This window comes from Streptomyces echinoruber, from assembly GCF_014651135.1.
GTDB classification, from domain to species: domain Bacteria; phylum Actinomycetota; class Actinomycetes; order Streptomycetales; family Streptomycetaceae; genus Streptomyces; species Streptomyces echinoruber.
The window spans coordinates 1-15,729 of record NZ_BMWH01000039.1 but is presented as its reverse complement, the minus strand read 5'-3'; the positions used below and the strand labels follow the sequence as shown (position 1 = coordinate 15,729).

Genomic DNA, 15,729 nt, shown 5'->3' with positions numbered 1-15,729 from the left:
ACGACACCTCCACGAACCGGCCCTGGCGGCCGACACCGACCTGAACCCCGAAGACCCCCGACCGGAACCGGCCGGGGGTCTTCCCGCTGTGGGGCCAACAGGGTTTGAAGCGTAGCCTCATCCCTATCAAGTCGGTCATGGGGAGTCGGCGACATCGGTCAACCTGTCGGAGTCCTCGGCTGATCGTCCGGTTGGGAGGAGCCATGCCCGACGTGCCCCGGAAGTACTCCCCCGAAGGAACACCGCTCGCCCCGCTGTCGGACTGGCAGCACGTGCCAAGCGTCGACTACACCGTGGACGCGCCGGTGGTAGTGCGTTGGTGGCGGCGTCTGAGGGATGCGATGCCGTGGCCGCGTCGGGCACACCGCCTGACGCACTGACAACCGCACAACGGGCACAGACAAGAGGCAAGCCGCGCCGCAGAGACGGCGCGCGCCCGCGCCGTGCGCGGGCCTTGATGATGCAGGGAAACTTCCACCGCACCACGCATGGGCATGGCGGGAGGAGCACTTCGCCGTGCCCGGCTCAGTTCAGGGCTTCGATCGCCCGGAGGATCAGCGTGCGGGCGTCGGCGCCGTAGACGGCCATCGAGCGCAGTTGCTCGAAGGCCCGGAGATACAGGGCGACTTCGGACGGCTGGGTGACGCGGACACGGGCGGACAGCAGCTCCACCGACACCAGTCGGTCGTCGTAGACGTGGAAGACCTCCTGCGGCCACAGCGTCCGCTGTACGGTTCTGGGGATGATGCCGAGCGAGACCGAGGGCAGGGCGCCGGCGGTGAGCAGGTAGCCGAGCTGGGCGGCCATCGCGTCGGCGTCGCCCATCTGGTGGTAGAGCACGCCCTCCTCGATGACCATGACGAAGCGGTGCCCGGGCTGGTGAATGATTTGGTTGCGCTGCACCCGGGCGCCCGCGGCCTGCTCGGCGTCGTTGGGGATGTCGAACAACTCTGCGACGCTGGACAGCACGGCGGCCGCGTAGCCCTCGGTCTGGAGCAGGCCCGGAACGAGAGTGGGCGAGTAGACCCGGAACAATTCGGTGGCCTGGTAGAGGTCGACGTAGCTGTCCTGCAGGCGCTTCAGTCCGGCGCGCACCTGCCGGCGCCATTCCATGTGGGCGGACTCGGCGTCCCGGGACTGGGCGATGATGTCGTCGGCCTGGTCGTCGGCGCCGCAGGCCGCGCACCAGCGGCGGATGTCGTCGGGTGTGGGCGGCGTGCGGGCATTCTCCAGGCGGGAGGTCTTGGGATGGGTCCAGCCGCACCGCTGGGCCAGCTCGGTCCCGGTCAGGCCGGCGTCGGCCCGGAGGTCGCGCAGGCGCCGTGCAACACGCTCGCGTGCTTCCTGGGCTGACGAGAACGGGGAGGTGGCCATGTGATGCAACTGGGCCCCTCGAGCTAGTTGATCTTGTAGTCGTCGTGCGGGATCGCCCGGGCCCACACCGTCTCGAAGGCAGTGGCGCACAGGCGGGCGGCGGCCGGGTCTTCGCTGATCTCGCCGGGCGCGCTGACGCCGTCGCCGGTGAAGTGGTTCCAGCGGATGAGGCGTCCGTCGATCAGCCAGAAGTCGTTGCCGGGCAGCGCGATGTCGGACGCCTGACGGCGGGGCAGCCATCGCACCTGCTCGCCGGCGGCGACGTTCACGGCGGTGCCCGCGTGCTCGTACCGGATGTAGTCGCTCACCGGCTCGGACACGATCCGGGCCCGGCGCACGGTCACACCGCGGGCGACGGTACGGCGGATGAGCTGGGTCCATGGCGCCCAGTACGGCGACTCGGGGTCGGTGTCGACCTCACCGGTCTCACGCCAGCGGGCGAAGGCGTCAGCTTCGGAGGCGACGCTGTACGTGTCGCGCATTTCCAGGTGGACGGCGGACTCGCGTGCGCCGTCCAACAGCTCAGCGAAGCTGGGCACGTTCTGCGACATCGCATGCCTTCCTCAGAATCGGCACCATGCGGGCCGGCACCCGGACAACCTGCTCATGGTCGGGGATACCGACGGCGTGGCCGGGCACCTCGAAGCGGGCGCACTCCGCCTCCGTTGCCGCGTCCGGCTTCCATCCCTGGATGACGAGTTCTCCCCTGTTCTCGTCGACCCACACGGTCGGGCTCTCACCTTGCCCGGTGTTCGGGTCGATCCCGATGAACCGTAGTGACACGGTGCCCTCCAGCGCTCTGTGTGTGCGCGTATGTACACACACTCGTCCACATGGATGATGAGGGTAAGGGCGCGAACATGTCGGTGACCAGGAATACATGATTATTGCGAACATTCGTGAACATTGCTGGCCATGCTGCACATCACATTCCTAGCGTCGGGAGAAGAAGAAACCCCGGCGAGGCCGTCACCTCCCGAGGCTTGGCCGACGCTGCGAGGTGCGCCGACATGCGACAAAGTACAGCGGTCCCGGCGGTCACCGAGACCCCGCCGCCCGACGTTCTGGCTGTGCTCACCCTGCCGTCGCTCGACAGGCTCACCGAGGAGCAGGTCCGCGGCGGGTGCTGTGTATGGGGAGGCGAGCCCCTGAGCACCGCGACGGCCGTCGACCTCGGGCCGCGCACCGGCCGACGGCTCGGGCAGCCGTTCCAGTGGTTCCCACGCGCTGACCGCCGCTGCCTCGCCCGCGCCGCACAGCAGGCGCTCTACGACCACCACGTGCCACGCTGCGCGGGGTGCGAGACCGTCCGGGGCGGGTGCGCCGTCCACCGCGCCCTGTGCCGACTCGTGCGGGAGGGACAGCGGTGACCACCATGTCCCCGGAGCCGCGCCTGGGGTTCCCGCTTCAGGCGCCGAAGCCGCAGCCCGGCTGCGCACGGTGCGCCGACCTGGCCCGGCAGCGTGCCGAGGCGCAGACCGTCGGTGACTACTCGCGCGTCAGCGACTGCAACGTGCGGATGCGCCGCCACCACCAGTCGCGGCCCTGACCACCCGACTCCCGCCACGCCCCAGACGGCGAACCGGATCGTGGCGGGACGGCAGGCGCCGCCTGTGCGGTACGGCGCCCGCCACCCAAGCCCCCGCCGCCGGCCGCCCGCCGGATCCCGGCCGGCGGCGGGCCAAGGGCGGCCGTCCCCGTTCCCCGTCGGGGACGGCCGCTCGGACGTGGGGTTCATGGGGTAGTAGCGGGGTAACAAGATCGGCACACGTAGAAGGCCGGTAGATCCTGGAGATCTACCGGCCTTCTGACTTGGCGCTTCGCCACTGTGGGGCTAACAGGATTTGAACCTGTGACCTCATCCTTATCAGGTCGATCACGGGCCGCCTGGGGACTGCAGGTACCCCAGCCCTACGACGGCCTACCGACCGCTGGGGGCCGCTCTCGTCCGGTCGTGTCCGCCGCTGTTGGTGTCAGCCGGTGGTGTCAGGCAACGACGACGGGCTTGACACGCGGCTGCGGGAGACGCGCGGCGATCGCCTGCACGACGATCAGAACGATCACTGCGACCACCAGCCACGTAGCCTGGCGAACGAGAGCGGTCATCGCGTCAGCGTTGATCACGCACGCCATGACCACGGTCAGCGGGATCATGATCTTCTTGATACTGCGACGCCCGCGTGCGACAGTGTCAAGCAGGTGGGTGTCAAGCATCGACAGTCCACCGAAGCCCAGGATGGGCATACGTCCTCCTTGGTTGTCAGAAGGGCGCGCCCGGTTCCTCTTCCCAAAGGCGGGCGCGCCCTTCGGTGTTGGTGCTCCAACGGTAGGGCACGACCGCGACACTACGTTTCCGCCAAGGCAAAGCCCGAGTTCTTGGCATGGCGGTCTCCGCGTGCCAACTCAGGCCAACTAGGGTCAACTTGAGCTATCTCTAGCTACGAGGCAGCGACCGCTTGACCTGCAGCTTTGCGTCGCCATATCACACCGCACTGACAAGCGCGGCCATCCCCACCCTAACGCATCCATAGATGCGTGTAGCTACACGACATTTGCCCCGATTTGGCGAGTGATGAACGTCACTAAACCTGATGATGGCTGATCAACGAAGATCCGGTCTGCGGTGCCAGGGTGACCATGTCGCCCTCGATCTCGATGCACACCCCCAGCACCCACCACCCTCCCCAGCTCCCATCCCGTACGCCGTCGACCCACACACCGTGGAGCGGGCGTGGTTCAGGGGCGTCAAGGTGGAGCGCGCCACTGTACGAACGACCTTGACGCCCCTGGGCCGCGTCTGCTCGGCTCTGCCTGGGTCGATGGTGTGCGGGATGGGAGCCCCCGGCATCCGCCACGACGAACCCGCGGTCGGCGACGGCGCCCCCTCCATCCCGGTGCCGGCCGATCCCCCGCCGGAGGCACTGCTTGAACCGAAGGCCGCCCTATGCGGTGCAGCCATGGCTGGGTTCCCCCTCATGGCCGCGCCTGGCGTCCGTCCGGTGGCCTGGTGCGGGATCAGCGGGCCGTACGAACGCCCGCGCATCTGGCAGCGCTGGCCCGCATGCCGCCGCCACCACGATCCGGCCTCTTGCGGTAACACAAAGCGTCTTTGACCTGCACCGTTGGGGATCACCGTTCGTTCCCGTGCCCGTGTTGGAATGTGGCCGCTGCGTGCGGCGACGGACGGGCGGCGACGTGCGGCCGGTGGCGAAGACAGTGAGGCGGCGCGGCGGCGACCGGCCGGCGCCGCCGCGCTTGGCGCGGCCCTCGGGTCCTGATCCCGACCTACCGGAAGTAGGCAACCGGGTGGAAAGGGGTGCGCGGTGGCCCCGGTAGCGGGCGTTGGGGCGAGCTGCTGTTGCGTCTTTCCCTTCCTGAGGCCGGATCGTGGTGGCGGTGGCAAGCTGGCCGGCAGCGGCCATTGATGCGCTTGGGCGGAGGGTGCGGCGGCCGGGTTGGCGACGATCCAAGAGTGCTGTTGGCCGCAGGACCAGCGAGCGAAGCGAGCCTTGATGAGGTAGAGAAACCTGTAACAGCTCATGGCCAATACGGGCCTTGGCGTCGGTTGTGCCTCCGTGGTGGCCTGGCAACGGGCCGTTGCCGCTAGGGAGGAGTGGGATGCAGCCGGTACCGCGAGACTTAGCGCTGAACCGTCCGGGCGATGCGGTGCGGAGGAAGATCCGGGACCTTGAGCCGAACCCCCTTCGGCGGCTCGTCGGTCGCTACGTCGGCAACTCGGAGATCCGAAGTTGGGCGGACGGTCTTGTGGGTGAACGCGTCACCGGACGACGGCTGAGCAGGCTCAAGCGCCATGGCTGGTTCGTCCTTCACGCCGTGCCCTGGCCGAGCGGCGCCGACATCGATCACCTCGCCATCGGCCCGGCCGGCGTCTTCTCCATCAACTCCAAGCGGCACAAGGGGAAAACAGTCTGGTACGGCGACTTCGCGATCACCGTCAACGGTGTTCCTAAGAGTCACATAACGATCAGCCAGAGCGAAGCCCGCCGGGTGTCGAGAGCCCTGTCTCGCCGCTGCGGCACCGGCGTCCCGGTCCGTCCCGTGATCTCCGTGGTGCACGCCGCACGGCTCACGGTCAAGACCGCGGCCCCTCCCGTCCTGGTCCTGGCGGTTGAGGACCTGGACAGGGTGCTCTCCGGCTTGACGCCCACCCTGTCGGCAAACCAGATCGCGCGCATCTACGAGGTGGCGCGCGATTCCCGGACCTGGGTCTGACGCTCACGCGTCGAAGTCGTACTCCAGGATGTACGACGCCGAGTCGAGGGTCATCTCGTTCAGCTCGACCGGGCGTCCCTCCTCGGCGAACGCCGTGCGGCAGATGAGGATCACTGGCGTGCCCATCGCCAGGTTGAGACGGGCTGCCTCCTCCTGCGACGGCATCCGGCAGCGGATCTCCTCGCGGAAGTGGACGGGCTTGTACCCCAGCTCGGCCAGACGGGCGTACGTGCCGCCCGGACCGGTGTCATCCTGAGTGATCGCCGAGCCCGCCACCAGGTCGGCAGGAAGGTACGAGGTCGACAGCAGAACCGGCTTGTCGTCCAGCACGAATCGACGGCTGCGGACGCAGGTGGCCGCGCCGGGCTCGATGTCGAGCACTTGGGCAATGCGTTCCGGGGCTGCTTCCTCCGTGACCTGTACCTGGTCGACGGTCAGGGCACGGTCGCCGATGTCGGCGGACCAGATCGAGCGGCCGGAACCCCACTGCTGCTGCGACAGGCGCTGAATGCCCCGCCGCCGTAGAGGCTTGAAGTCCCTGACAAAGACGCCGGCGCCCTTGCGGGACTCGGCCAACCCCTCGTTCTGCAACACGCTGAGGGCCTGGCGTGCCGTCATCCGAGCCACGTTGTACGTGGCCATCAGGTCGTTCTCTCCTGGTAGCCGATCACCCGGGCCGTACTCGCCCGCCTGGATCGCATTCCTCAGCGCGTCGGCGATGCGCTGGTACTTCGGCTGGCGATCTCCGCCCTGGCTGGCCATGTGATCCCTCCTCTCTTCTCTAGACACCTTATGCGCTGATCTCCCTAACCCCAACTTCCGGTGGGCCGCGGTGACCGACCTGAAACATCTCTAGAGACGTCTTGACAGTGCCTCTCTAGAGATGTTCCATGGAGGCATCTCTAGAGAGGCAGCCCAAGGGGGGCGGCCTCGCGAACGAGGGGATGTCTGCATGCCGTCCTTCAAGATCGACCTGTCGACCGCGGTGGTGTTCGTGGCGACCGCGCCGGTGCCGAAGCTGGCGAACGCCAAGACGGGGGAGCGGGCGATGGACCGGGAGACCGGGGCGCCGCTGTCGACGGTGGGCCTGCTGGTCTCCGACGAGGGAGAGGGCAACCTCTACCAGGTCACCATCCCCGAGACGGGCTACCCGGAGGGCCTGGCGCCGGGCATGCCGGTCAAGGTCGTCGGGCTCAAGGCGCGGGACTGGGAGAACGAGTTCAACGGCCAGAAGCGGCACGGCATCTCGTTCCGCGCGGTCGCGATCACCCCGGCGGCCTGACCATGACGGATCTGTCCATGGTGCTGGAGGCCACGGGCGCCCTCGCGGGGGCCGGCGGTCTGGGGTATGCGAAGGTCCGCGCGCCGCGCGTGTACTGGTCGCTGGTCGGACTGCCGGTCACCTGGGGCCGGTTCGCCCTCTCCTACCGCTCCACGATGGACGTGTGCGGGCTGACGGTGCAGCCCTCCCGTCTGCGGGCCTTCGTTACCCGGAACCTGACCCGACGTGAGGTGCTGCCGGTGCCGCCGAAGGTGCGCCGGGTGCGGGGGACGTCGACGGGGCTGCGGGTGACGCTGCGGCTTCCCGCCGGCCTGGAACCGGCCGACCTGGTGGCCGCCTCGGAGCGGCTGCGGCACGCCTGGGGTGTGCACGCGGTGACCGTCGCCGAGACCAAGCCGGGATACGTCGAGTTGCGCATGACCGGCTATGACGTGCTGCGCCGGGTCCGGCTCCCGCGCGGGGCTCGCCCGGAGGGCCTGGCGGTGCCGGTGGCGCTGCGGGAGGACGGGACCGCGTTCGTCCGCGACTACCGCAAGGTGCCCATGGCGCTGACGCTGGGGGCGAACAACTCGGGCAAGTCCGTCTATCAGCGCAACCTGATCAAGGGCCTGGCGCGGCTGCCGGTGGCGCTGGTCGGCATCGACTGCAAGCGCGGTGTGGAGCAATCCGCGTACGCGCCGCGGCTGTCGGCCCTGGCCACCACCCCGGACGACGCGGCCTCGCTGCTGGAGGTGCTGGTCGGCGAGATGGAAGACCGCTTCGACCTGCTGAGCGCGCACCGGGTCTCGGACGTGTGGGAGCTGCCCGAAACGGTGCGGCCGGTGCCCATCGTCGTCCTGGTCGACGAGGTGGCGGAGCTGTTCCTGATCTCCTCCCGGAAGGACGAGGAGCGCCGCGAGCGGATCGTCACCGCGTTGATCCGGCTGGCGCAGATGGCCCGCGCGGTCGGCATCCATCTGGAGATCTGCGGGCAGCGCTTCGGCTCCGAGCTGGGCAAGGGCGCGACCATGCTGCGCGCACAGCTCACCGGCCGGGTGGTGCACCGGGTCAACGACAAGCAGACCGCGGAAATGGGTCTCGCGGACGTGGCCCCGGATGCGGTCGTGGTCGCCTCCCTGATCCCGGCGGAGCGTCCCGGTACGGCGGTCGCCGCGGACTCCTCCGGGGGCTGGGCGAAGATCCGCACCCCGCACACCTCGCGGGATGAGGTCGTGGCGGTGTGCCGGCGGTTCGCCCACCTGGTCCCCGACCTCCCCGCCCTCGACCCGTACCGGCCCTCCCTCGGCCTCCCGGCTCCGGCCGACGCCCCGCCAGTCGAGTCCGCCCCGGCCACGGTCTGACCCCTCGCTGTTCCACGGTCGGCGCGACCGCTTCGCGCCATATCCCTGCCCGACCCATGCCTGATCACAGGAAGGAAGCCCGAAATGTTCTGCGAGCACTGCGGCGACCTCGACGGCGCCGAGACCGGCGTCGACCACGACGAGCGCGACTGCCCTTGGTACGGCGTGGCCGCCGAGGATGACGAAGACGAGGACGAGTGATCATGCCGCGCTCGATCCGCCCGGATGCCGTGCTGGTGCAAGCCGTGATCGCCGGTGCGCTGTCCTTCGCGCACCTGCACGACCTGGCCGCGGCGGCCGGGCAGTCCGGGTGGAAGGCGTGGGCCTATCCGGTCTCGGTCGACCTGCTGTTGGTCGCCGCCTGGCGTCGGCTCCGCGCCGGCCGGGACCGGTCGTCCTGGACCTGGTTCGCCATCGCGCTGGCCGCGTCGCTGGGCGCCAACGTCGCCACCGCGGGTCTGCTCGACCTGCACCACGTGCCCGCCTGGCTGCGCATCCTCGTCGCTGGCTGGCCCGCGCTGGCCTTCCTCGGCGGCACCCTCCTCGTCCACGCCCCCGCCGCGGCCACCCCGGCCCCGGAGCGGGAGCCGGGCGAGGAACCGGCGGCGCCGGAAGTCGAGGTGCACCGCACCGACACTCCCAACCCGGCCGCGGCCCCGACGCCGGAACTGGCCCCGGCCAAGCCGCCCGCCGCCGTCCCGACGGTTCCGCCGGCCCTGCTCGACCACGCCCGCTCGATCGCCGACGCCCACCGCACCGCCACCGGCGAGCAGATCACCGCCGACGCGCTGACGGCCCGGCTCGGCCTGCCCGCCCCGACCTGCCAAGCCATCGTCGCCCAACTCCAACTCGCCTGACCGCGAAGGGAGGTGAACCCCCGTGCGCCCGAACCGCTTCTACCACGTGATCAAGATCGGGCCGGTGAAGGTCGGCACCTACAACAACGGCCGCGGCCAGACCCGGCACACCGCCGCCTGCACCGCCCCCGGCTGCGGCTTCTCCACCGACCACCGCGACCGCTCGGCCGCCGAACTCTCCGCCCGCACCCACCGCTGCACCGCCTGACACAAGGAGAACGAGCCCGTGTTCACCCCGAAGTACCCGTCCCCGGACACTGCCCCCACCACCCCGGCACCCGCGGCCGACACCGCCCCGGCCACCGCGCCGACTCCGGCCCCGGTCGTCCCGGCGCCGGTGTCGCACCGGCCGACCGTGCAGCTCACCCCCGGCAGCGCGCTCGCCCTCGCCGCCGGCGGCGGCGCCGTCGTCCTCGTCGTCGGCGCGGTCCTGGTCTCCATGCTGCTGGCGGTCGCCATCACCGCCGTCTCCGTCGCCGTGGTCGCCGTCGTGCTGCGCCTGCTCGTCAACGACCTGCACAAGGGGCGGTGAGCGGCATGGACACCCACCTGATCGCCGCCGGATTACCGGCCCTGGGCTGGGCCCTGCACGGCGGGCTGCTGCTGCGCCGCCTCTCCACCGCCCGCCGCGACCCGCTCACCGGCCTGCACACCCGCGCCGGCTGGACCACCCGCGCCCAGCACCTGCTGGCCAAGCACCCGAGTGCGCTGGTGGTCCTGGTCGACCTGGACGACTTCAAGGCCATCAACGACACCCACGGCCACCCGGCCGGCGACGCCGTACTCACCGCCACCGCCCGCCGCCTCGCCGACTGGTGCGGGCGCCACGGCATCGCCGCCCGCCTCGGCGGGGACGAGTTCGCCGCCATCGTCACCGACCCCGCCCACACCACCGGCCTGCCCGCACTCCAGGCCGCCTTGGACCGGCCCGTCCCGCACGACGGCCGCCTCCTGCCGGTCTCCGCCTCGGTCGGCCACTGCCGCCCCGCGCACCTGCCCGCCCCGACCCTCACCGACGCCCTGTCCGCCGCGGATGTGGCGATGTACCGGGCCAAGGGCCACGGCCGGCGCAACACCCGCTAAGCGGCCCCCGGAGCGGCCTCAACCGCCAAGTTTCCACCGCTCCGGGCGGCCTTCCCACCTTCCAAATCCAACGGACCCGAAAGGGAAGCCCCATGATGCCCGAAACCACCTCGACGGAGCGCGTCTGCCGCGACTGCGACGGCTTCGCCACCGTCGCCGTCACCACCGGCACCCGCCACCGCGACGGCACCGGCGCCACCCTCCGCGTCGCCTGCCCCGCCTGCCGGGGCACCGGCCACGCCCCCGCCACCGCCGGCCTCGCCCGCGCCGGGAGGTGACCGTCGTGGCGCTCCTCGACTGGCGCTCGCCCGAGCACTACGACCCCACCGGCGACAAGCCGTGCGTGATCTGCACCAAGCCCACCCCGCTGCGCTCCGACCGCGGCAGGCCCGTCCACAAGGTGTGCGCGGAGCAGTGGATCGACGCCCACCCGAAGGAGGAGGACCAGAAGTGACCGCCACGTCCTCACCTCGCGTCCTTGACCTGTTCGCCGGTCCCGGCGGCTGGTCCGAGGGACTGCGGCCCTTCGGGCTGCGGGATGTCGGTATCGAGATCGACCCGGTGGCCTGCGCCACGCGTGCCGCCGCCGGGCATCTCACGATCCGTGCTGATGTTGCCGCCTACCCCACCGCCCCGCTTCGCGGGAAGGCCGACGGGCTGATCGGCTCGGCACCCTGCCAGCCGTTCAGCAACGCCGGCCGCCGTGCCGGACACAGTGACATGGACCTGTGCCACCAGGGCCTTGATGACCTCGCCCGCGGGCGCGACACCCGTGCCATCCTCCGGACGGCCTGCGCTGACCCGCGGTCGGTGCTCGTTGTCGAGCCCCTGCGCTACGCCCTGGACCTGCGCCCCGGCTGGATCGCCCTGGAGCAGGTGCCCGCGGCCGCCCCGCTGTTCGCGCACATCGCCGGCGTCCTCCGCAGCGTCGGCTACTCCGCCTGGACGGGCGTTCTGAACGCCGCAGACTACGGTGTCCCGCAGAGCCGCCGCCGGGCCTTCCTCCTGGCCTCCCGCTCCGTCCAGGTGGCACCTCCCGAGCCGACCCATGCCAAGGACCCCGGCCCGGACACCCTGTTCGGTCCCGCCCGGAAACCGTGGGTCACCATGGCCGATGCCCTCGGCTGGGGCTACACCCGCCGCCCCGCCCCCACGGTCACGGGCGGCGGAACCCGGTCCGGCGGCGCCGAACCCTTCGGCAACACCTCCCGCAAAGCCATGCGCGCGGCCATGGACAACCCCGACCACTGGGCATGGAAGCGCCCCGCCTACACGGTCTCCGGCACCATCGGCCACGTCGGCGGCAAGCAGGCAGCCGCCAGCCACCTCAACCTTGAACCCGAAGAAGGCGCCCGCCTCCAGTCATTCCGCGACGGCTACCCCTTCCAGGGCAGCAAGGGCCAGCGCTCGCTGCAGATCGGCAACGCCGTTCCGCCCCTCCTGGCCACCGCCGTCCTCGCCCCCGTCCTCCAGGCCGCGCCGGAGGTGGCCGCGTGAAGTCCTTCACCGCCTCCGCCCACCTGGAACCCGACAGCACCAGCCGCGTCAGCGTCTTCGACGCGACCGAGGACAGCGGGCCCTTCGTCAGCCTCCGCATCGGCGGCCAACTGGTCGACCTCGCGCTCATCGCCCGACCGGGCACCGCCAGCGCCCTGCGCGCCCTGGCTCGTGCCGCCGACGAAGCCGCCTCCGCCCTCGACCGGATCGCCGACAGCGCCGCGGACGGTGACGCGTGACCGACACCGCAACCGCGGCGGGCCTGGACCCGGCCACCCTCGCCGACCTGCTGAGGCTGGCCGGGTCCCCCGGCTTCGACCGCATCCAGGAACAGATCCGCCGCACCGGCGGCTGCGCCGACCCGATCCGTCTGCACGGTTCCACCGTTGTCCGCGACGCCGCGACCGGGCACATCCTGCATGCGTACTCCACCGACACCGAACCGGGCGGCGTCCTGCGGGTGGCCTGCGGCAACCGGCGCGCCTCGCGCTGCCCGGCCTGCGCCTGGACCTACGCCGGTGACACCTACCACCTCATCCGCGCCGGCCTCGTCGGCGACCCCGCCAAGGGCACCCCGGAGACCATCCGGGATCACCCGCGGGTCTTCGCCACCCTCACCGCCCCCTCCTTCGGCCCGGTGCACAACCGGCCCGGCACCCGGCCCTGCGCCTGCGGCACCCTCCACCGTGAGGACGCGCCCGAGCTGGGCACCCCGCTCGACCCGGAGTCCTACGACTACGCCGGTGCGGTGCTGTGGAACAACCACGCCTCCGAGCTGTGGCGCTACTTCACGATCTACCTGCGCCGCCAGATCGCCAAGCGCGCCGGCCTGACCCAAAAGGCGGCCCGCGAGCAGTGCCGGGTCTCCTTCGGCAAGGTCGCCGAGTACCAAAAGCGCGGCGCCGTCCACTTCCACGCCGTGATCCGCCTCGACGGACCCGACGGGCCCGACACCCCGCCCCCGCCCTGGGCCACCACCGGTCTGCTCACCGACGCCATCCGCGCCGCCGCGGCCCGCGTCGCCGTCGACGTCGACCCGGCCGGCGACCAACCGGCCCGCACCCTGCGGTGGGGCACACAGCTCGATATCCGCCCCATCCGGGCCTTCGGCGACGGCCAGGAGATCACCGAACAGGCCGTCGCCTCCTACGTCGCCAAGTACGCCACCAAGGCCGCCGAGACCACCGGCACCGTGGACCGCCGCATCGGCAACAAGGAAGCCCTGATCCTGCTCGGCGTGCCCGACCACCCGCGGCGGCTGATCGAGGCGTGCTTGGACCTGCACCCGCTCTACCCGGATCGCAAGCTGCGCGACTGGGCCCACATGCTCGGCTTCCGCGGCCACTTCTCCACCAAGTCCCGCCGCTTCTCCACCACCCTCGGCGCCCTGCGCCAGGCCCGCGCCGACTACCGCGCCGCCCAGCAACGCGCCGCCCTCGGCCTGCCCGACCCCGACGACGAGGAAGCCACCACCCTCACCCTCGCCCACTGGTCCTACGCCGGCCACGGCCACACCCCCGGCGAATCCTGGCTCGCCGCCACCATCCGCCGCGACCTCCAGCAAAGCCGCGAACTCGCCCGCGAAGAACTGCCCACCTTGCTCGCCCTGGAAGGAGCCGCAGCATGACCACCGCCCCCGCCGAACTCCTGACCGTGCCGGAGGTCATGGCGCGGCTCAAGGTCGGCCGGACGAAGGTCTACGACCTGATCCGCACGCACCGCCTGGTCTCCATCAAGGTGGACGGCTGCCGGCGCATCCCGGAGGAGGCTGTACGGTCCTTCATCCGCCGCCAGATGGGGGAGGCTGCCTGATGGCCAAGCGTCGGCCCAACGGCGGTGGCACGATCACCAAGCGCAAGGACGGTCGCTACCAGGGCGCCGCGTACGTCACCGATACCGACGGCAACCGCGTCCGGAAGTACGTGTACGGCTCGACCTGGGATGAAGTGAACGAAAAGCTCGGCAAGCTTCAGGACCAGGAACGCAACGGCATCCCGGTGCCGTCCCGCTCGTGGACGGTCGGCGAGTGGCTCGCCTACTGGCTTGAGCACATCGTGGAGCCGGAGCGCGAGCACAACACGTACGTCAAGTACGAATCCAAGGTGCGGCTCTACCTCCTGCCGCATCTCGGCAGGAAGCCGCTGGTCAAGCTGACTCCGGCGCAGATCCGGGCCTTCATGGCCACTCTGAAGCGGGAGAACGTCGGCGCGGCCACCCGCTTCGAGGTGCTGCGTGTCCTCCGGAACGCTCTCAACCGAGCCATCCGTGAGGAACTGGTGACCCGCAACGTCGCCCTCCTGGTCGACATGCCCAAGGTCTCCAAGGACAAGGGCAAAGCCTGGAACGCGCGGGAGGCGATCACGTTCCTGCGGGCGGCTCGTGCGCACCGCCTCTACGCGGCCTGCGTGCTCGTCCTCGTCCTCGGCCTGCGTCGCAGTGAGGTCCTGGGTCTGCGCTGGCAGGACATCGACTTCGAGGCTCGACAGTTCACTCCGGTCAAGCAGGTGCAGCGGGTGAAGGGCGCCGGCCTGGTGCTGAAGGACCTCAAGACCGAGTCCTCACAGGCCACGTTGCCACTGCCGGAGTTCTGCGCCCGCGCCTTGGAGGAGCGTCGGGAGCTGCAAGAGCTGGAACGGAAGATCGCCGGTGACCACTGGCACCAGGAACCGGATCAGGACCTGATCTTCTCCTCCGAGCACGGCGGCATGATCGACCCGGTGGGCTTCTCCCGCACCTTCGACCGCCTCGTCAAGCGCGCCGGCGTCCGCCGCATCACGGTCCGGCTCGCCCGGCACACCTGCGGCACCCTGCTCGCCTTCCTGAAGGTGCACCCCAAGGTGGCACAGGCGATCCTCCGGCACAGCCAGATCAGCATGACCATGGACGTGTACACGCACGTGGTCGGCGAAGACGAGCGGGAAGCCGTGGCGATGCTCGCCGAACTGCTGGAAGATCCACTCATCGGCTGATGTCAGCCGTAGATGTCAAAGACCACCTACTCACATGAGTAGGTGGTCTTTTCGCTGGTGGGGCTAACAGGATTTGAACCTGTGACCTCATCCTTATCAGGGATGCGCTCTAACCAACTGAGCTATAGCCCCGCCGCGCTCTGCGGGGGGTGTCCCGCGCGCTGACTCCTGAAGATTAGCGCACTGCGTGCGCAGTCCCAAAATCGGTTGTCCGCAGCGGGGCCCGCACGGCCTCGGCCGTTCTCTCGGCCGTTCTCCTCACCCGTCCTCGCCTGTCCCCACTCGCTCTCACCCGTCCTCGCCGGTCCTCACTCGTCCTCGGCGAGGGTCACCTCGATGCCGCCGACGAAGCCGGCGGAGAGGTTGTAGATGAAGGAGCCGAGGGTGGCCAGGGCGGTCAGGAGGATCACGTCGATGACGGCGATGACCGACGTGAAGATCAGGACGTGGGGGAGGGAGAGGAAGGCCTGCAGGTCGAAGCCGTTGGACTCGTTGGAGCCGGTGGCCTCGGAGACGGTGCCGCCGACGGTGGAGAAGACGCCCATGGCGTCCAGCACCATCCACAGCAGGGCGGCGGCGACGACGGTGCAGATGCCGAGCGCGAGGGAGAGCAGGAAGCTGACCTTCATCACCGACCAGGGGTCGGTCCGGGCGACGCGCAGGCGGGCCTTGCGGGTGCGGGGCGTGGTGCGGGCGCCGGTGCGCGGGCGGCGCACGGCGTCGGCGGGAGCCGGCGAGGGGTAGGCCTGCGGCGGGCGGTAGGGCCCGGCGGGCTGTTCGGGCTTGCGCTCACCGGGCAGCGGCAGCGGCGTCTGCGGGGCCTCGGCCGGCGGCGGCGTCTGCTGCTGCGGCTGGGCGCCCTCGGCGACCGGAGCGGCGGCCGGCTGCGCGGCCGGGCCCGCCTCCGCCGCCTGCTGCCGGGTCTGCGGGCCTCGGGTGTCCGTCACAGTTCCCCCCTGGGGTCCATGCGTGTCGGGCGAGGGAGCGGACGCGGCGGAGCCACGGCCGCCGTCCTCCGTCGGGGTACCCGTCGAGGTACCGGGGGACCCGGCGCCCGTGGCTCCGCTCACGCTGTCTCACTCCTCGTGCTACTC

At 70.6% G+C, this 15,729-nt stretch carries 22 protein-coding genes and 1 tRNA gene; 16 read left to right on the top strand and 7 right to left on the bottom strand.

Going from position 1 to position 15,729, the window contains the following annotated elements; translation table 11 throughout:
- Positions 1-525 precede the first annotated feature (525 nt).
- The 3 genes from IE225_RS30085 to IE225_RS30075 are packed head-to-tail and all read right to left on the bottom strand — an operon-like array spanning position 526 to position 2,157.
- Complete coding sequence (locus tag IE225_RS30085) at positions 526-1,374, bottom strand: helix-turn-helix domain-containing protein (protein ID WP_190060815.1); 849 nt, start codon at positions 1,372-1,374, stop codon at positions 526-528.
- Positions 1,375-1,397: 23 nt separating this feature from the next.
- Positions 1,398-1,925 carry a DUF6879 family protein gene (locus IE225_RS30080; protein ID WP_190060814.1) on the bottom strand — a complete coding sequence of 176 codons (528 nt, stop codon included), beginning with the start codon at positions 1,923-1,925 and terminating at the stop codon, positions 1,398-1,400.
- Positions 1,897-2,157: a hypothetical protein gene (locus IE225_RS30075; RefSeq protein ID WP_190060813.1), complete on the bottom strand. Its 261-nt coding sequence runs from the start codon at positions 2,155-2,157 to the stop codon at positions 1,897-1,899. Before IE225_RS30075 ends, IE225_RS30080 begins: the two co-directional genes overlap by 29 nt.
- Positions 2,158-2,384: 227 nt before the next feature.
- On the opposite strand from IE225_RS30075, the gene IE225_RS30070 reads away from it, so the two are divergent.
- Together IE225_RS30070 and IE225_RS30065 are read left to right on the top strand one after the other, a co-directional pair.
- Entirely contained in the window at positions 2,385-2,744 is a 360-nt protein-coding gene (locus IE225_RS30070; protein WP_190060812.1) for a hypothetical protein, read from the top strand.
- Entirely contained in the window at positions 2,741-2,923 is a 183-nt protein-coding gene (locus IE225_RS30065) for a hypothetical protein (protein WP_190060836.1), read from the top strand. Before IE225_RS30070 ends, IE225_RS30065 begins: the two co-directional genes overlap by 4 nt.
- Positions 2,924-3,360: 437 nt before the next feature.
- Here IE225_RS30065 and IE225_RS30060 read toward each other — a convergent pair whose 3' ends face one another.
- Positions 3,361-3,618, bottom strand: a complete 258-nt coding sequence (locus tag IE225_RS30060) for a hypothetical protein (protein WP_190060811.1) — start codon at positions 3,616-3,618, stop codon at positions 3,361-3,363.
- Positions 3,619-4,992: 1,374 nt separating this feature from the next.
- Here IE225_RS30060 and IE225_RS30055 point away from each other — a divergent pair.
- Positions 4,993-5,607 (top strand): nuclease-related domain-containing protein, encoded by a 615-nt coding sequence (locus IE225_RS30055; protein ID WP_190060810.1) that lies wholly within the window; start codon positions 4,993-4,995, stop codon positions 5,605-5,607.
- Positions 5,608-5,610: 3 nt separating this feature from the next.
- Here IE225_RS30055 and IE225_RS30050 read toward each other — a convergent pair whose 3' ends face one another.
- Positions 5,611-6,369: a GntR family transcriptional regulator gene (locus IE225_RS30050; protein ID WP_190060809.1), complete on the bottom strand. Its 759-nt coding sequence runs from the start codon at positions 6,367-6,369 to the stop codon at positions 5,611-5,613.
- Positions 6,370-6,559: 190 nt separating this feature from the next.
- Between IE225_RS30050 and IE225_RS30045 the strand changes: the two genes are divergently transcribed.
- From IE225_RS30045 to IE225_RS29985, 13 genes are all read left to right on the top strand, one after another.
- Positions 6,560-6,889 carry an SCO3933 family regulatory protein gene (locus IE225_RS30045; RefSeq protein ID WP_190060808.1) on the top strand — a complete coding sequence of 110 codons (330 nt, stop codon included), beginning with the start codon at positions 6,560-6,562 and terminating at the stop codon, positions 6,887-6,889.
- Positions 6,890-6,891: 2 nt separating this feature from the next.
- Positions 6,892-8,229 carry an FtsK/SpoIIIE domain-containing protein gene (locus IE225_RS30040; RefSeq protein WP_190060807.1) on the top strand — a complete coding sequence of 446 codons (1,338 nt, stop codon included), beginning with the start codon at positions 6,892-6,894 and terminating at the stop codon, positions 8,227-8,229.
- A gap of 203 nt (positions 8,230-8,432) precedes the next feature.
- Positions 8,433-9,086, top strand: coding sequence for a DUF2637 domain-containing protein (locus IE225_RS30035; protein WP_190060806.1), 654 nt, complete (start codon positions 8,433-8,435; stop codon positions 9,084-9,086).
- A gap of 22 nt (positions 9,087-9,108) precedes the next feature.
- A complete protein-coding gene (locus IE225_RS30030) occupies positions 9,109-9,294 on the top strand; it encodes a mobile element transfer protein (protein WP_190060805.1) in 186 nt (61 codons plus the stop codon).
- Positions 9,295-9,312: 18 nt separating this feature from the next.
- The gene (locus tag IE225_RS30025) at positions 9,313-9,618 is read left to right on the top strand and encodes a SpdD protein (RefSeq protein ID WP_190060804.1); all 306 of its coding nucleotides are present in this window, start codon (positions 9,313-9,315) and stop codon (positions 9,616-9,618) included.
- Between the two features lie 5 nt (positions 9,619-9,623).
- Positions 9,624-10,169, top strand: coding sequence for a GGDEF domain-containing protein (locus IE225_RS30020; protein WP_190060803.1), 546 nt, complete (start codon positions 9,624-9,626; stop codon positions 10,167-10,169).
- Positions 10,170-10,264: 95 nt separating this feature from the next.
- The gene (locus tag IE225_RS30015) at positions 10,265-10,447 is read left to right on the top strand and encodes a hypothetical protein (protein WP_190060831.1); all 183 of its coding nucleotides are present in this window, start codon (positions 10,265-10,267) and stop codon (positions 10,445-10,447) included.
- A gap of 5 nt (positions 10,448-10,452) precedes the next feature.
- On the top strand, positions 10,453-10,623 hold the full coding sequence (locus IE225_RS30010) for a hypothetical protein (RefSeq protein ID WP_190060802.1): 171 nt from the start codon (positions 10,453-10,455) through the stop codon (positions 10,621-10,623).
- A complete protein-coding gene (locus IE225_RS30005; protein ID WP_190060801.1) occupies positions 10,620-11,666 on the top strand; it encodes a DNA cytosine methyltransferase in 1,047 nt (348 codons plus the stop codon). The genes IE225_RS30010 and IE225_RS30005 overlap by 4 nt, the downstream gene beginning before the upstream one ends.
- Positions 11,663-11,905 (top strand): hypothetical protein, encoded by a 243-nt coding sequence (locus IE225_RS30000; RefSeq protein ID WP_190060800.1) that lies wholly within the window; start codon positions 11,663-11,665, stop codon positions 11,903-11,905. Before IE225_RS30005 ends, IE225_RS30000 begins: the two co-directional genes overlap by 4 nt.
- Positions 11,902-13,293: a replication initiator protein RepSA gene (gene repSA / locus IE225_RS29995; protein WP_190060799.1), complete on the top strand. Its 1,392-nt coding sequence runs from the start codon at positions 11,902-11,904 to the stop codon at positions 13,291-13,293. The genes IE225_RS30000 and repSA overlap by 4 nt, the downstream gene beginning before the upstream one ends.
- Positions 13,290-13,478 (top strand): helix-turn-helix domain-containing protein, encoded by a 189-nt coding sequence (locus IE225_RS29990; RefSeq protein WP_190060798.1) that lies wholly within the window; start codon positions 13,290-13,292, stop codon positions 13,476-13,478. The genes repSA and IE225_RS29990 overlap by 4 nt, the downstream gene beginning before the upstream one ends.
- Positions 13,478-14,635: a site-specific integrase gene (locus IE225_RS29985; RefSeq protein ID WP_190060797.1), complete on the top strand. Its 1,158-nt coding sequence runs from the start codon at positions 13,478-13,480 to the stop codon at positions 14,633-14,635. The genes IE225_RS29990 and IE225_RS29985 overlap by 1 nt, the downstream gene beginning before the upstream one ends.
- Before the next feature lie 55 nt (positions 14,636-14,690).
- Here IE225_RS29985 and IE225_RS29980 read toward each other — a convergent pair.
- Positions 14,691-14,767, bottom strand: a tRNA-Ile gene (locus tag IE225_RS29980).
- A gap of 176 nt (positions 14,768-14,943) precedes the next feature.
- A complete protein-coding gene (locus IE225_RS29975; RefSeq protein WP_190060796.1) occupies positions 14,944-15,705 on the bottom strand; it encodes a DUF3566 domain-containing protein in 762 nt (253 codons plus the stop codon).
- Between the last annotated feature and the right edge of the window lie 24 nt (positions 15,706-15,729).

Bases quoted from the DNA above. Each gene is read 5' to 3' on its own strand.
- IE225_RS30055 (WP_190060810.1), top strand. From the start codon at position 4,993: ATGCAGCCGGTACCGCGAGACTTAGCGCTGAACCGTCCGGGCGATGCG.
- IE225_RS29990 (WP_190060798.1), top strand. From the start codon at position 13,290: ATGACCACCGCCCCCGCCGAACTCCTGACCGTGCCGGAGGTCATGGCG.
- IE225_RS30045 (WP_190060808.1), top strand. From the start codon at position 6,560: ATGCCGTCCTTCAAGATCGACCTGTCGACCGCGGTGGTGTTCGTGGCG.
- IE225_RS30085 (WP_190060815.1), bottom strand. From the start codon at position 1,374: ATGGCCACCTCCCCGTTCTCGTCAGCCCAGGAAGCACGCGAGCGTGTT.
- IE225_RS30060 (WP_190060811.1), bottom strand. From the start codon at position 3,618: ATGCCCATCCTGGGCTTCGGTGGACTGTCGATGCTTGACACCCACCTG.
- IE225_RS30015 (WP_190060831.1), top strand. From the start codon at position 10,265: ATGCCCGAAACCACCTCGACGGAGCGCGTCTGCCGCGACTGCGACGGC.
- IE225_RS30020 (WP_190060803.1), top strand. From the start codon at position 9,624: ATGGACACCCACCTGATCGCCGCCGGATTACCGGCCCTGGGCTGGGCC.
- IE225_RS30070 (WP_190060812.1), top strand. From the start codon at position 2,385: ATGCGACAAAGTACAGCGGTCCCGGCGGTCACCGAGACCCCGCCGCCC.
- IE225_RS30050 (WP_190060809.1), bottom strand. From the start codon at position 6,369: ATGGCCAGCCAGGGCGGAGATCGCCAGCCGAAGTACCAGCGCATCGCC.
- IE225_RS30080 (WP_190060814.1), bottom strand. From the start codon at position 1,925: ATGTCGCAGAACGTGCCCAGCTTCGCTGAGCTGTTGGACGGCGCACGC.
- IE225_RS30035 (WP_190060806.1), top strand. From the start codon at position 8,433: ATGCCGCGCTCGATCCGCCCGGATGCCGTGCTGGTGCAAGCCGTGATC.
- IE225_RS30040 (WP_190060807.1), top strand. From the start codon at position 6,892: ATGACGGATCTGTCCATGGTGCTGGAGGCCACGGGCGCCCTCGCGGGG.
- IE225_RS29985 (WP_190060797.1), top strand. From the start codon at position 13,478: ATGGCCAAGCGTCGGCCCAACGGCGGTGGCACGATCACCAAGCGCAAG.